The sequence below is a fragment of the Gemmobacter lutimaris genome (assembly GCF_003570715.1).
Classification (GTDB): domain Bacteria; phylum Pseudomonadota; class Alphaproteobacteria; order Rhodobacterales; family Rhodobacteraceae; genus Gemmobacter; species Gemmobacter lutimaris.
In genome coordinates, this window is the sequence record NZ_QXXQ01000002.1 from 157106 (window position 1) to 171724 (window position 14619).

The following is a 14619-nucleotide window of genomic DNA, read 5'->3' on the forward strand; positions in this document are numbered from 1 at the left end:
TCGCTTCCGGCCTGTTTCGCGGTCGAGACTTAGCCGATCAGAGGTGCAGACGGAAGCGGGCGAAGCCTTCGGGCGTCAGGCCAAGCGCTTCGGGTCGCAGATGGGCGAGTTCGGCGAGATATGCGGTGGCTGAGGGGGCGGTGTCGTAGGTGACGCTGGTGTCGGGCATGGGGAGGAAGCTGAACGCTGGCAGCGAGGCCGGAACGCGGGGGTTGTCCGCAAGATGGCGCAGCACGATGTCACGAAGCGCGGCATGTCCGACATCGACCATCCGTTCGGGGCGCGCGCAGGTGTAGCCGCCACAGCCTGCCGCACGGTAATTGTTGGTGGCAAGGATGAATGCCTGATCGGGGTGGAGCGGCCGGCCATGGTGGCAAAGGTCGCGGATGCGCCGTGCGCCGGGATTGACCACGGTGCCGTCGCGGTCATGGCGCGCGGGCTGGCTCAGGTCGATGCGATAGCTGAGACCGGGGATCTGATCATGGTTGTAGCTGGGAAAATCGGCGTCGATCAGCGGGGTGTCACGGTCGCCCGGCGTGATCTGCCGATAGATCCCGACGGAATTTTCCAGCCAGTCGGCAAGCTCTGCCCCCGTCAGGCGCAGGGCGGCGATGGTGTTGGGAAAGACATAAAGATCGGCGATGTTGCGCAACAGAAGCGGTCCTGCCGGAATGTCGGTGTAATGGCCGGGGCCGCCGCGCCCGCCTGCCTTGAAGGGCGAAACGGCGGCAAGGACCGGCAGATCGGCCTCCGGTCGGCCGCGCAACTGCTGGCGCACATGATCGGCCTGCGCCTCTGCCACCACGGCGAGCGCGGCGCTTGGCAGGATCGTGGCGAAATAGCTGTGCAACGGTGTCCGGGTCTGTCCGGCGGGGCGACGGATCTGTGCCAGCGTTGCCGCGTGATCCTGCGCAATCGCCGTAGCAATGGCGGGATCGGGCGCTACCCCGACCGTATGGCGCAAACGGGCATGGCCGGTAACGACATGCCAGCGCTGCCGGGCATCCTGCGCAAGGTCAAGGTCGATCAGCCCCAGATGTGAGCCGTTGAAGCCGGGCAACACGACCGGCGTGCCAAACACCTGCCCGCGGTCAAGGTCCACCTCGGGGCGCCCGGCATAGCCCGGTCCGGGGAAGGGCAGGTGGCTGTGACCGGCCACGATGGCATCTATCCCCGGAATGCGGGCGAGGGCGGTTGTCGCATGTTCGGCATTTGCTCCGGCCTCGGCAGGCCCAAGCCCGGAATGCGACAGGGCCACGATGATTTCTGCCCCTGCGCTGCGCAGGACCGGCACCGCCACGGCGGCGCATTCCAGAATATCCTGCGCCGTGACGACGCCTTCCAGAAAGCCCCGGTCCCATTGCACGATCTGCGGCGGGACAAAGCCGATGACACCGATTCGCACGGGATGGCGGCGACCGTCCGATCCGGTCAGCGCGCGCTCCAGCAGGCAGAAGGGCGGCAGCAGGCGCGCACCGGATGTTCGGGTCACATTCGCCGTGACAACCGGAAACCGGGCGGCCTCGATCACGCTTTCCAGCCGGTCGAGCCCGAAGTTGAATTCGTGATTGCCCAGCGTCGCCGCGTCATAGCCAAGGCAGTTCATCGCGGTGATGGCGGGATGCGGGCGGGTGGTGTCCTTCATGGCGAAATCGCCCAGCGGATTGCCCTGAAGGAAATCCCCGTTGTCGAACAAGAGGGCCTCCGGCACTTCGGCGCGGGCTTCGGCGATCAGGGCAGCAACATGATCCAGCCCCGCGCCGGGGGCGGCGCGATCCGTATGGTAGTCATACCCAGAAGGTGCGAATGCACATCGGTCGTGGCCAGAATGCGCAGGCGGGCGGTAACAGGGGCGGAAGGGGAGGTGCTTGCAGGCGCCGGGCGGGGTGCGGGCATGTTTCTCCTGTCTTCTCCGCACGATAGATGCGCGGGGGATATGTTCTTCGCTCGGGCGCCATGGCATCTAATCGGCCGGGCTTCGGCTGTGTCAATGATCTGTCCCCAAAATTTCCACTCTGGGTTGCGATTGCGGCACGGGGGCGATGCGGGTTTGCGTCGCGGTCCGGGCCGTGCCACAACGCCGGGGGCAGCGCGCGGGAGGATCGGATGCGCCATTCGGAAAGCGTGACCTTCGGCGGCTCGGGTCTGGACCGCGCGGCGCATCTGCGCGGCGATTCCGAGGCGGTGGCCCGGCTGCGCGCGGGCGGTGGACAGGTGCTGGTGCTGTGGCGCGGCCGCATTCCGGTGGCGGATGCGGGCGGGCTGGTCTGGCTGGATGCCGATCATCCCTTGGTCGCGGATCTGCCGGCGCCGGTGTTTCTGGGGCTGGATGATGGGGTTACGCGCTTTGCCGTCGATCTTCCGGGCTGGGTGCCGGCCGAGGGCGCCCCAACCCCGGCTTTTCTGGACCAGAGCCGCATCCGGCATCCCCGGCTTGCCACCGATCAGGGATTCGCCGAACTGCGGGCCGAAATGACGCGGCTGACCGCGCGCGAGGCGGAACTGGCCGCAACGGCGCGGGCGATCATCGGCTGGCACGGATCGCACGGCTTTTGCGCGGCCTGCGGTGCGGCGACGGAAATGGTGAATGCGGGCTGGCAGCGTGCCTGCGGGCAATGCGGCGCGCAGCATTTTCCGCGCACCGATCCGGTGGTCATCATGCTGGTCACGCGCGGCAATCGCGCGCTGCTGGGCCGGTCGCCCGGCTGGCCCGAGGGGATGTATTCCTGTCTTGCGGGCTTCATGGAGCCGGGTGAGACGGTCGAAGCGGCGGTGCGCCGCGAGGTGGCCGAGGAAACCGGCATCCGAACCGGCGCCGTGCGCTATCTGGCCAGCCAGCCCTGGCCGTTTCCCGCCTCGCTGATGATCGGTTGCGCGGCCGAGGCGCTGAGCGATACCATCACGCTGGACCCTGCCGAACTGGAAGACGCGCTGTGGATCGGACGCGAGGAGTTGCTGGAGGCGATGGCGGGTCAACATCCGGTGGTGCGCCCGGCCCGCGAGGGCTCGATTGCGCATTTTCTGCTGTCAAACTGGCTTGCGGACAGGCTGCTTTAATCGGAAACTTACCAGCAACGGGGACAAGGGGACAAGCGGAAGCCCCGGAGAGGCAGGATCGCATGAAGCTGACGACACGCGAGGACATCGAGGCGCCGCTGGATTTTGTCTATGGCGCCTTTGCCGATACGGGGCATTGGGAACGGTCCGCCATGCGCCGGGGCGCGGATGTCGTGCGATCAGACCGGATTCAGGGCTTTGCACCCGGCATGGTGTGGAATGTCAGCTTCGTCTACCGCAGCCGCCCGCGCCGTGCGGCTGTGAAGCTGGTTTCGGTGGACGAACCGAACAATCTGGGCTTCCAGATCATCGCATCAAGCTTTGACGCCCATGTCACACTGGACTTCGTGGAACTGTCGTCGCGCCGGACCCGAGTCACGATCACATCCGAGGTGAAACCCCGCACGCTTGCCGCGCGGGTTTTCGTGCAGTCGATGAAACTTGCGCGCAACAAGGTCGAGCGCAAGTATGAGGCGCGGATCGGCCTGATCTGCAACGACATCGAAGAACGCTACCGCACCCGCCGCTGAGGCGCGGGCCGCGCGCTGCGACCCGGACCCGCCAGTCAGTCGCGGCTTCTGTCCGCCGGGTAGACGCCCAGAATATTCATGTGCGACGTGAAATAGCGCAGTTCGTCCAGCGCGCGGGCGACATGGGCGTCTTCAGGATGCCCTTCGATGTCGGCATAGAATTCCGTCGCGGTGAAGCTGCCGCCAACCATATAGCTTTCCAGCTTGGTCATGTTGACGCCGTTGGTGGCAAAGCCGCCCATCGCCTTGTAAAGCGCGGCGGGAATGTTGCGGACGCGGAAGGTGAAGGTGGTGATCATCCGCGCGGCGCGGCGGCTGTGATCGGGGGTGCGGCTCATCACGAGGAAACGGGTGGTGTTGTTGGCCTGATCCTCGATATGGCGGGCCAGCACGTCCAGCCCGTAGATCTCGGCAGCCAGCTCGCTGGCCAGCGCGGCACGGGCGGGGTTGCCTGCCTCGGCCACCTCGCGGGCGGCGCGGGCATTGTCGCTGCTGACGACGCCCCGGATCCCGTGTTCGCGCAGGAACAGCGCGCATTGCGGCAGGATCACCACATGGCCATGCGCCTCGCGCACATCCCCCAGCTTCGCACCCTTCACGCCCAGAAGGTTGACATGCACGCGCACGAAGGCCTCGTCCACGATGTGCAGCCCGGCCTTGGGCAACAGACTATGCACATCGGCGACGCGGCCATAGGTGGAGTTTTCCACCGCCAGCATCCCCAGATCCACCTCGCCCGAGCGCGTCATCTCCACCACATCCTCGAAAGTGGTGCAGGGGACAGGGGTGAATCCGGGTCGTGCCTGTGCGCAGGCCTGATGCGAATAGGCGCCCAGTTCGCCCTGAAAAGCGATACGTCCGGTCATGTCTGCTTTCCTTCCTGCCCCTTGCGTGGTCAAATCGCCGCATTTGCGGGGCCGGAGGTGCTACTACACCTTGAAACCTCTGCGGGGAAGCGGATAGAAGCCCCCTCAGCTTCATGCCAAAACGGGACGCGACATGTTCGACACGATGACTTTCACGAAGGTGCTGGGTGCGGTCTGCGGGTCGCTTCTCGTGTTCCTTCTGGGCAACTGGGCTGCCACGGCGCTGTATTCGATGGAAGGCGGTCATGGCGAAGGCGAAGAATCGCAAAGCTATGTGATCGAGGTTGCCGATGCCGGCGGCGCGGGTGACGCAGGCGCCGAGGCTGGTCCCTCGTGGGAAGAAGTCTATGCCGCCGCCGATCCGGCCAAGGGCGAGAAGGTTTTTGCCAAGTGCAAGGCCTGCCACAAGGTCGATGGCACCAACAGCACCGGCCCGCATCTGGATGGTGTCGTGAACCGTGCGAAAGCCTCGGTCGATGGCTTCGGTTACTCGGACGCGCTGAAGGCCATGGCGAGCGACAGCTGGACCCCCGAAAATCTGGAAAAGTTCCTGACCAACCCGAAAGGCTATGCACCGGGCACCAAGATGTCCTTCGCCGGTCTGCCGAAGATCGACGACCGCGCGAACCTGATCGCATGGCTGGCGACTGCGCATCCGTGATCCTGCGCTTCTTGCGCAATGCTCGGGCCACCCCTCGCGGGTGGCCTTTTCGTTTGCGGCATTCACGATGGATAACGCAAACGCGCCCCGGATAACGTAAACGCGCCTTGAGGGCAGGGGAATTTCCGCTACTCTCGACCCAAACGCACGCCAAGAAGGCCGCAGGAGAGTTTCATGCCGCACCGCACCGCCCGCACGACCCGCCGCAAGTTTCACCCGATGCGGGTGATCGGGCCGGGGTTGCTGGTGGCTGTCACGGTGGCACCCGCACTGGCCGAGGAAAAGGTGATCCGGGCGCATGGCATCTCGACCTTCGGGGATCTGAAATACCCGGCCGATTTCGCGCATTTCGACTATGTGAACCCCGACGCGCCCAAGGGCGGCACCATGAGCTTTCGCGGCACCGGCGCCAGTTCGACCTTCAACAGCCTGAACCCCTTCATTCTGAAGGGAGAGCCGGCGCAGGGGCTGGGGCTGCTGTATGACAGCCTGATGAGCGGCTCGCCCGATGAACCGGACGCCTCTTACGGGTTGGTGGCCTCCAGCATCGAATACCCCGAGGATCGGTCGTGGGTCATTTTCAACATGCGGCCCGAGGCGACGTTCTCGGATGGGGAGCCAGTCACGGCGGCGGATGTCGTGTTCAGCTACGAGGTGCTTTTGGACAAGGGCGCGCCCAGCTACAAGGTTGCCCTGAAGGACATCGAAAAGGTCGAGGCGCTGGACCCGCATCGCGTGAAGTTCACCTTCCGGCCCGGCGTCTCTACCCGTGATCTGCCTGCGCTGGCGGGCGGTCTGTCGATCCTGCCGAAGCATTACTACGACAAGGTTGATTTTACGGAATCGACACTGGTGCCGCCGGTCGGATCGGGACAGTTCGTGGTGAAGGATGTAAAGCCCGGCCGGTCGATCACCTATTGCCGCAACCCTGATTACTGGGGGGCCGATCTGCCGGTGAACATCGGCGGCGCGAATTTCGACTGTTATACCTATGAGTATTACGCCGATACCACGGCGGCCTTCGAGGCGTTCAAATCCGGTGGCTATCTGTTGCAGCAAGAGTTTTCCTCGCTGATCTGGGCCACGGCCTATGATTTTCCGGCGCTGAAGAAGGGCTGGGTGAAGCGCGAGGAACTGGCCGACAACAACCCTTCGGGCACGCAGGGGTTCTGGTTCAACCTGCGGCGCGAGAAATTCGCCGATCCGCGGGTGCGGCAGGCGCTGGGCATGATGTTCAACTTCGAATGGTCGAACCAGACGCTGTTCTTCGATCTTTACAAACGCACCGACAGCTTCTTTGAAAACTCGCCGCTGCAAGCCGAGGGCCTGCCAGAGGGCGAGGAGCTTGCGGTGCTGGAACAGTTCCGCGACCGGCTGCCGCCTGAAATCTTTACCGAACCGGCCTATGAACCCCCGGTTTACGAGGCGACAGACCCCGCGACCGGAAAGCTGCGCCAGCTCGATCGCAAGATCCTGCGTCAGGCCTCGGCGCTGATGGACGAAGCGGGCTGGAAAGTGGGTGAGGGTGGCTTGCGCCGCAATGACAAGGGGCAGGTGTTCACGCTGGAGTTCATCGAGGACCAGCCCTCGTTCGACCGCGTGCTGAATCCCTATATCGCCAACCTCAAGGCGCTGGGCATCGACGCGCGGCTGACCCATATCGACGCAGCCCAGATGCAGCAGCGGCAAGAGGATTTCGAATACGACCTGATCAGCGGCCGTTTCGTGATGTCGCAAACCCCGTCGGTCGAATTGCGGCAGTTCTTCACCACTGAATCCGCCGATGCCAAGGGCTCGGCCAATCTCAGCGGGGTTGCCGATCCGGTGCTGGATGAACTGGTCGAACTGGTCATCGCCTCCAAAACGCGCGAGGAGCTGACAGTGCGCGCCAAGGCGCTGGACCGGGTGCTGCGGTTCAAGCAGATCTGGGTGCCGAACTGGTATAGCGGCAAGTATCTGGTCGCTTATTGGGATGTCTTCGGCCGCCCGCCGGAACAGCCGCCCTATTCGCGCGGCGACGGGTTGTGGTGGATGGACGAAGCGAAGCTGGGCGTGATGAAGGCTCAGGGGGCGCTGCGCTGACATGGGCGCCTATCTGCTGCGCAGGCTTCTGCTGATCATTCCGACATTGCTCGGGATCATGGTCATCAATTTCGTGTTGACTCAATTCGTGCCTGGCGGGCCTGTGGAACAGGTTCTGGCCCGGCTGGATGGCGCGGGCGATGCGTTCCAGTCGATTTCCGGCGGGGGCGGCGATGCCGGGTCGGGCGGGGCACCCGCGACGGGCGCGGGCAACGATTCCGGCTATATCGGCGCGCGCGGTCTGCCCGCCGATTTCATCGACGATCTGGAGGCGCAATTCGGCTTTGCCCGTATCATCTGCGCCGAGGGTTATACCGGCCCGGTCAGCACCCGCGCGCCGGAATGCCACAAGGAGCCTATCCCTCTGCTGGAACGCTTTGGAATCATGATGGGCAATTACCTGCGCTTCGATTTCGGCGAAAGCTACTTCCGGTCGATCAGCGTCACCGATCTGGTGCTGGAAAAGATGCCGGTCTCGATCACGCTGGGCCTGTGGTCCACGCTGATTGCCTATGTGATTTCCATTCCGCTGGGAATCCGCAAGGCGGTGCGCGACGGGTCTGCTTTCGACACCTGGACCTCGGCCATGATCATCGTGGGCTATGCGATTCCGGGCTTCCTTTTCGCTATCCTGCTGCTGGTGCTGTTCGCGGGCGGCTCTTACTGGCAGTGGTTTCCGCTCAGGGGCCTCACCTCGGACGGCTGGAGCCAGATGAGCCTCTGGGGCAAGATCACGGATTACCTGTGGCATATCGTGCTGCCCGTCACCGCCTCTACCATCTCCAGCTTCGCCACGCTGACGCTGCTGACGAAGAACAGCTTTCTGGATGAAATCCGCAAGCAATATGTGATGACGGCGCGGGCCAAGGGGCTGACCGAAAGCCGGGTGCTGTATGGCCATGTGTTCCGCAATGCCATGCTGATCGTCATTGCGGGTTTTCCGGCGGTGTTCATCAGCGTGTTCTTCGGCGGGTCCATCATCATCGAGACGATCTTCTCGCTGGATGGTCTGGGCCGACTGGGGTTCGAGGCGGCGGTGAACCGCGACTACCCGGTGCTGTTCGGGACGCTGTTCATCTTCGGGCTGATGGGGTTGGTCGTCGGGATCATTTCCGACATGACCTATGTGCTGGTCGATCCGCGCATTGATTTCGAGCGGAGGGGCTGACCATGGCGCTTTCGCCGCTGAACCAGCGCCGCTGGCGCAATTTCAAGGCCAATCGCCGGGCCTTCTGGTCGCTGTGGATCTTTGCCGTGCTGTTCGGCCTGTCGCTTGGGGCCGAGCTGATCGCCAATGACAAGCCGCTGCTGGTCAGCTTCAAGGGGGAATATTACACGCCCTTCCTGCAGTTCTATCCCGAAACAGCCTTTGGCGGCGACTTTCAGACCGAGGCAGCTTACCGCGACCCCGAGGTGCAATGCCTGATCGTCGCGCAGGGGGCGGAGGCCTGCTGGGACGATCCGCAAGGGGTGATCGCACAGGCCAAGACGGGTGCGGTCGATGGCCAGCCGGTGGTGCCCGGCTGGATCCTCTGGGCGCCGATTCCCTACAGCTACAACACGATCAACGATCTGGGCGGCGCTGCGCCCTCGGCCCCGGATGCGCAGCACTGGCTGGGCACCGACGATACCGCGCGCGATGTGCTGGCGCGGGTGATCTACGGCTTCCGCCTGTCGATCAGCTTTGCGCTGATCGTGACTGCGCTGACCAGTATCATCGGCATCGCGGCGGGCGCGGTGCAGGGCTATTTTGGTGGCTGGGTTGATCTGACCTTCCAGCGCGTGATTGAAATCTGGGGCGCCACGCCCTCGCTTTACATCATCATCATTGTCGGCGCGATCTGGCAGATGAGCTTCTGGCTGCTGATCGGGCTGATGGTGCTGTTCGGCTGGACCTCGCTGATCGGCGTGGTGCGGGCTGAATTCCTGCGGGCGCGCAACTTCGAATATGTCCGCGCCGCGCGGGCGCTGGGCGTGCCAGACCGGGTGATCATGGTGCGCCATGTGCTGCCCAATGCCATGGTGGCCACGCTGACTATGCTTCCCTTCCTTGTCACCGGCACCATCGGCACGCTGGCGGCGCTGGATTTCCTCGGCTTTGGCCTGCCTGCCTCGGCGCCCTCGCTGGGCGAGTTGACGCAACAGGCCAAGGACAATCTGCAAGCACCTTGGCTTGCCTTTACCGCCTTCACCACCTTCGCGCTGATGCTGTCGCTGCTGGTTTTCATCTTTGAAGGCGTGCGCGATGCTTTCGACCCCAGAAAGACCTTCCGATGAGCGTTCTGTCCGTTGAAAAGCTGAACGTGCGCTTTCGGCAGGATGGCCGCATCGTCCATGCCGTGCGGGACGTGAGTTTTGCTGTGGGCCGGGGCGAGACGGTCGCGCTGGTGGGGGAAAGCGGATCTGGCAAATCGGTGACGGCGCTGTCCACCGTGGGGCTTTTGCCCGACAGCGCGATGGTCGATGGCTCGATCACCTATCAGGACACGCAGATGGTGGGCGCGCCCGAGGCCGATCTGCGCCGCGTCCGGGGCAATGACATCAGCTTCATCTTTCAGGAGCCGATGACCAGCCTGAACCCGCTGCACACGATCGAAAAGCAGTTGACCGAAAGCCTTGCGCTGCATCAGGGGCTGCGGGGACAGGCGGCGCGGGCGCGGGTTGTCGATCTGTTGAACAAGGTCGGCATCCGCGATGCCGAAAGCCGGTTGGGATCTTATCCGCATCAGCTTTCTGGTGGGCAGCGGCAGCGCGTGATGATCGCCATGGCACTGGCCAACGGGCCGGAACTGCTGATTGCCGATGAACCGACCACCGCGCTGGATGTGACGATTCAGGCGCAGATCCTTGACCTGCTGGCCGATCTGAAACGCAGCGAAGGGTTGTCGATGCTGTTCATCACGCATGATCTGGGGATCGTGCGGCGCATCGCCGACCGTGTCTGCGTGATGAAGGATGGCGAGGTGGTCGAACAGGGACCGGCCGCCGAAATCTTCGCCAATCCGCAGCATCCCTATACGCGGAAATTGCTGGCGGCAGAACCGCAGGGCCGCCCCGATCCGGTGCCCGAAGTAGCGCCCGAACTGGTGCGCACCGAAAACCTGCGTGTCTGGTTCCCGATCCACACCGGCCTTATGCGCAAGGTCACCGGCCATGTGAAGGCGGTGAACGACGCCAGCCTCTCTGTCCGCGCGGGCGAGACGCTGGGCATCGTTGGCGAAAGCGGATCGGGCAAGACGACGCTGGCGCTGGCCATCATGCGGCTGATCGGTTCGGAAGGGCGGATCGTGTTCATGGGGCAGGAAATTTCGGGCTGGCACAGCCGCCAGCTGCGCCCCTTGCGCCGCGACATGCAGATCGTGTTTCAGGACCCGTTCGGATCGCTCAGCCCCCGGATGACGGTGGAGGAGATCATCGCCGAAGGGCTCGGTGTTCACGGCCTCGAACCCGGCCGCAACCGGCGCGAGATGGTCAGCGACATCATGGTCGAAGTCGGGTTGGACCCGGCCGCGATGGGGCGTTACCCGCACGAATTTTCCGGCGGGCAGCGGCAGCGCATCGCAGTGGCGCGCGCCATGATCCTGCGGCCGAAACTGGTGGTGCTGGATGAACCGACCTCGGCGCTGGACATGACGGTTCAGGTGCAGATCGTCGATCTTCTGCGCGACCTGCAACGCAAATACGGTCTGGCCTATCTGTTCATCAGCCATGACCTGCGGGTGGTGCGGGCGCTGTCGCACAAGGTGCTGGTGATGCGGAATGGCGACGTTGTGGAGGCGGGTGAGGGGCAGGCGGTGTTCGAGGCACCGCAAACCGATTATACCCGTGCCCTGATGGCCGCCGCTTTTGGCGCGTGACGAGGCATTGCATGAAGATCCTGTTTGTTCACCAGAATTTCCCCGGCCAGTTCCTGCATCTGGCGCCGGAAATGCAACGGCGCGGCCATGACTGCCTTGCATTGACCGATGCGGTCAACAATCGCTCCTCGGATATTCCGGTGGTGAAGTATCGCCACAGCGCCTCTCCGTCCGATCCGCAGGCTTGCCGTCTGGGGCGCAACTATACGCAGATGAGCGACCGGGGCGTCACCGTAGCCCGCGCCGCCATGCAGTTGCGCGAAAAAGGCTATATCCCCGATGTGATCTTCGGTCATTCCGGCTGGGGCGAGACGCTGTTCCTGAAGGAAGTCTGGCCCGAGGCAAAGCTGCTGGTCTATGCCGAGTTCTATTACAAGGGACGTGGCGCCGATGTTGGCTTCGACCCGGAATTCGACCGGCCGAATTTCGATCAGGTGATGATCGCGCAGGGCCGCACCGCGCATCTGGGGCAGGCGCTGCTGCATGCCGATGCCGGGCTGTCACCGACGCGCTGGCAGGCCAGCACCTACCCGCCGATCCTGCGCGAGCGGATCAAGGTGATCTTCGACGGTGTGGATACCGAGGTGATGCAACCCGATCCGGCGGCCACGCTGACGCTGCCCAATGGCCGGGTGGTGAAGGCTGGGGACGAGGTGCTGACCTTCGTGAACCGCAATCTGGAACCCTATCGCGGCTATCACACCTTCATGCGCGCGCTGCCCGCCATCATGGCTGAACGGCCCGAGGCGCAGGTTGTCATCGTTGGTGGCGACGAGGTGAGTTATGGCCGCCCTGCGCCCGAGGGGCAAAGCTGGAAGAACATCTATCTGGATCAGGTGAAAGACCGGCTGGACATGTCGCGGGTGCACTTCATGGGCAAGGTGCCTTATCCCACCTTCGTCAGCATGATGCAGGTCAGCCGCGTGCATGCCTACCTGACCTATCCGTTCGTCCTCAGCTGGTCGCTGCTGGAAGCGATGAGCGCGGGCTGCATGATCGTCGGTTCCCGCACCGCGCCGGTGGCCGAACTGATCGACGATGGCGTGAATGGCCGTCTGGTCGATTTCTTCGATGTCGAGGGCTGGTCAAAGATGGTCACGCGGGCGCTGGCGCGGCCCGAACGCTTTATGGACCTGCGACGCGCCGCGCGCGAAACCATTGTCAAAGGCTATGACCTGCGCACGGTCTGTCTGCCGCAGATGGTGGATTGGGTCGAAAGCTTCGCGCCGGGCCGGACAGTCGGGGCCTGAAAGGGATAGCGGAAACGGCGGCCTCAGATGGCCGCCGAATGCTGGGCTTTGCTGTGGTCGTAGGCGTCGAAGGTGCGGGCGATCATCCGGGTCAGCGGGTGGGCGGGCGCCGGGATGGCCATGCCCGCGGCATCGACGCGGACCATGTCGCCAAACTGGGCTTTTGTCTTGGCAAACATCACGGACAGCGCGGCGTCGTCCACCCCGAAATCGCGGATCAACTCGGTCCGCGAGACGCGGAAGTCGCACATCAGCGCCTCGATGATACGGCCGCGCAACTTGTCCTCGCCGCTGAATACATGACCGCGATGCGTGGTGAACTGTCCGGCGCGCACCGATCTGGTATAATCCGAGGTGCCTGAGGCATTCTGCGCATAGCCCTGCGGAAAGCGCGAGATGCTGGAGGCACCAAGCCCCACGAGCACATCGGCGCGGTCATCGGTGTAGCCCTGGAAATTCCGCCGCAGCCCGCCGGACTGTGCCGCTACCGCCAGCCCGTCCTCGGGGCGGGCGAAGTGGTCGATGCCGATGGATTCGTATCCATCCCAATCGAACAGTTGCGCCGCCGTTTCGAACAGTTTCAGCCGTTCTTGCGGAGTTGGGATGGCATCCGAGGGGATCATCTGCTGCCGTCGGCTCATCCACGGAACATGGGCATATCCGTAAAGCGCCACCCGGTCGGGGGAAAGTGTCAGCAGCTTCTGGACGCTGTCGGAAATGCGGGCCTGCGTCTGATGCGGCAGGCCGTAAAGGATGTCGGCATTCAGGCTGCGCACGCCACGGTCGCGGATCATGTCGGCGACACGCTTGGTCAGGTCATAGGGCTGGATGCGGCCGATGGTGGCCTGAATTTCGGGGTCGAAATCCTGCACGCCGATCGAGGCGCGGTTCATCCCCGCCGCCGCCAGCGCATCAAGCCGTGCGGCATCTACCTCGTCAGGATCAATCTCGACCGAGAACTCGGCGTCTTCCCCCATCGGCACGGCGTCAAACACCGTTGCGGCCAGATCGCGGATCATGTCGGGCTTCAGCAGGGTCGGCGTGCCACCGCCCCAGTGCAGGCGGCTCAGATGCACGCCCTTGGGCAGATGCGCCTTCAAGAGCGCGATTTCCGCCTTCAGGGTCTGCACATAGGCCAGAACCGGCTCGTCGCTGGAGGTGCCCTGCGTGCGGCAGGCGCAGAACCAGCAGAGGCGCCGGCAGAACGGCACATGCAGATAAAGCGAAATTGCAGAACCCGCGGGAATCGATTCGATCCAGCGGGTGAACAGCGCGGGGCTGACGTCGTTTCCAAAATGCGGGGCCGTGGGATAACTGGTATACCGGGGCACGCGCGCGTCGAAAAGTCCGAGCCGGGTGAGTTGCGATTCCTTGTCCATGCAACTAGATTAGGCAGGGTAAAGCGCAACAGCCTTGACCCAGATCAATACTAGGAAACCGCGATGCCGATGCAGGATATGCACCTAGTGCATCACGAGTGCGGGGATTGCCCCATCAGACACCGCGCCGTCTGCGCCCGCTGCGAGGCAGACGAACTGTCGCGGTTGGAGCAGATCAAGTATTACCGCTCCTATCAGGCTGGTCAGACGGTGGTCTGGTCGGGTGACCGGATGGATTTCGTGGCGTCCGTCGTCAGTGGCATCGCCACGCTGACGCAGACCATGGAGGATGGGCGCCGCCAGATGGTCGGGCTGTTGCTGCCTTCGGATTTCGTCGGGCGGCCGGGGCGGTCCACGGCGGCCTATGACGTGACTGCGACCACCGATCTGGTGATGTGCTGCTTCCGCAAGAAGCCGTTCGAGGACATGATGCTGTCCACACCGCATATCGGCCAGCGCCTGCTGGAAATGACGCTGGACGAACTGGATGCTGCCCGGGAATGGATGCTGCTTCTGGGCCGCAAGACGGCGCGGGAAAAGATAGCCTCGCTTCTGGCGATCATCGCCCGGCGCGACGCGACGCTGAAACTGAAGACGGCGAAAGGGCCGCTGGTGTTTGACCTGCCGCTGACGCGCGAGGAAATGGCCGATTATCTGGGCCTGACCCTTGAAACCGTCAGCCGCCAGATCTCGGCCCTGCGGCGCGAGGGGATCATCCTGCTGGACGGCAAGCGCCACGTCACCATCCCCGATTTCGACCTTCTGCTGGAAGAGGCAGGCGACGACAGCGACGGCGGTGTGCTGGGCTGAGTGGCGAGCGCTCTGACCCAAGACAGGGTCAGGGGGTTGATAAACCTCTCCCTTCTGCTTTTTCATATTGCCGGTATCTGATTGGCGCTTCGGATATAGTGGGTCATGCCAGCGCCAAGACAGTTGT

At 63.8% G+C, this 14619-nt stretch carries 12 protein-coding genes; 9 read left to right on the plus strand and 3 right to left on the minus strand.

Going from position 1 to position 14619, the window contains the following annotated elements:
• Positions 1–37: 37 nt before the first annotated feature.
• Complete coding sequence (locus D2N39_RS03920) at positions 38–1963, minus strand: bifunctional 2',3'-cyclic-nucleotide 2'-phosphodiesterase/3'-nucleotidase (RefSeq protein WP_119133487.1); 1926 nt, start codon at positions 1961–1963, stop codon at positions 38–40.
• A 143-nt stretch (positions 1964–2106) separates the two neighbouring features.
• On the opposite strand from D2N39_RS03920, the gene nudC reads away from it, so the two are divergent.
• Positions 2107–3057, plus strand: coding sequence for an NAD(+) diphosphatase (gene nudC, locus D2N39_RS03925; protein WP_119133488.1), 951 nt, complete (start codon positions 2107–2109; stop codon positions 3055–3057).
• Between the two features lie 62 nt (positions 3058–3119).
• A complete protein-coding gene (locus tag D2N39_RS03930) occupies positions 3120–3587 on the plus strand; it encodes an SRPBCC family protein (RefSeq protein WP_119133489.1) in 468 nt (155 codons plus the stop codon).
• A 35-nt stretch (positions 3588–3622) separates the two neighbouring features.
• Here D2N39_RS03930 and D2N39_RS03935 read toward each other — a convergent pair whose 3' ends face one another.
• Positions 3623–4453, minus strand: coding sequence for a prephenate dehydratase (locus tag D2N39_RS03935; RefSeq protein ID WP_119133490.1), 831 nt, complete (start codon positions 4451–4453; stop codon positions 3623–3625).
• Between the two features lie 133 nt (positions 4454–4586).
• On the opposite strand from D2N39_RS03935, the gene D2N39_RS03940 reads away from it, so the two are divergent.
• The 6 genes from D2N39_RS03940 (at position 4587) to D2N39_RS03965 (ending at position 12303) form a co-directional block, all read left to right on the plus strand.
• Entirely contained in the window at positions 4587–5114 is a 528-nt protein-coding gene (locus D2N39_RS03940) for a c-type cytochrome (RefSeq protein ID WP_119133491.1), read from the plus strand.
• A 174-nt stretch (positions 5115–5288) separates the two neighbouring features.
• The gene (locus D2N39_RS03945) at positions 5289–7196 is read left to right on the plus strand and encodes an extracellular solute-binding protein (protein ID WP_119133492.1); all 1908 of its coding nucleotides are present in this window, start codon (positions 5289–5291) and stop codon (positions 7194–7196) included.
• A 1-nt stretch (position 7197) separates the two neighbouring features.
• Positions 7198–8364, plus strand: a complete 1167-nt coding sequence (locus D2N39_RS03950) for a microcin C ABC transporter permease YejB (protein WP_119133493.1) — start codon at positions 7198–7200, stop codon at positions 8362–8364.
• Positions 8365–8366: 2 nt separating this feature from the next.
• Positions 8367–9473, plus strand: a complete 1107-nt coding sequence (locus D2N39_RS03955) for an ABC transporter permease (RefSeq protein WP_119133494.1) — start codon at positions 8367–8369, stop codon at positions 9471–9473.
• Positions 9470–11053 carry an ABC transporter ATP-binding protein gene (locus D2N39_RS03960; protein ID WP_119133495.1) on the plus strand — a complete coding sequence of 528 codons (1584 nt, stop codon included), beginning with the start codon at positions 9470–9472 and terminating at the stop codon, positions 11051–11053. The genes D2N39_RS03955 and D2N39_RS03960 overlap by 4 nt, the downstream gene beginning before the upstream one ends.
• Before the next feature lie 11 nt (positions 11054–11064).
• Positions 11065–12303 carry a glycosyltransferase family 4 protein gene (locus tag D2N39_RS03965; protein ID WP_119133496.1) on the plus strand — a complete coding sequence of 413 codons (1239 nt, stop codon included), beginning with the start codon at positions 11065–11067 and terminating at the stop codon, positions 12301–12303.
• Positions 12304–12326: 23 nt separating this feature from the next.
• Here D2N39_RS03965 and hemN read toward each other — a convergent pair whose 3' ends face one another.
• Positions 12327–13682 carry an oxygen-independent coproporphyrinogen III oxidase gene (gene hemN, locus D2N39_RS03970; protein ID WP_119133497.1) on the minus strand — a complete coding sequence of 452 codons (1356 nt, stop codon included), beginning with the start codon at positions 13680–13682 and terminating at the stop codon, positions 12327–12329.
• A 63-nt stretch (positions 13683–13745) separates the two neighbouring features.
• On the opposite strand from hemN, the gene fnrL reads away from it, so the two are divergent.
• A complete protein-coding gene (gene fnrL / locus D2N39_RS03975) occupies positions 13746–14492 on the plus strand; it encodes a transcriptional regulator FnrL (protein WP_119133498.1) in 747 nt (248 codons plus the stop codon).
• Positions 14493–14619 lie beyond the last annotated feature (127 nt).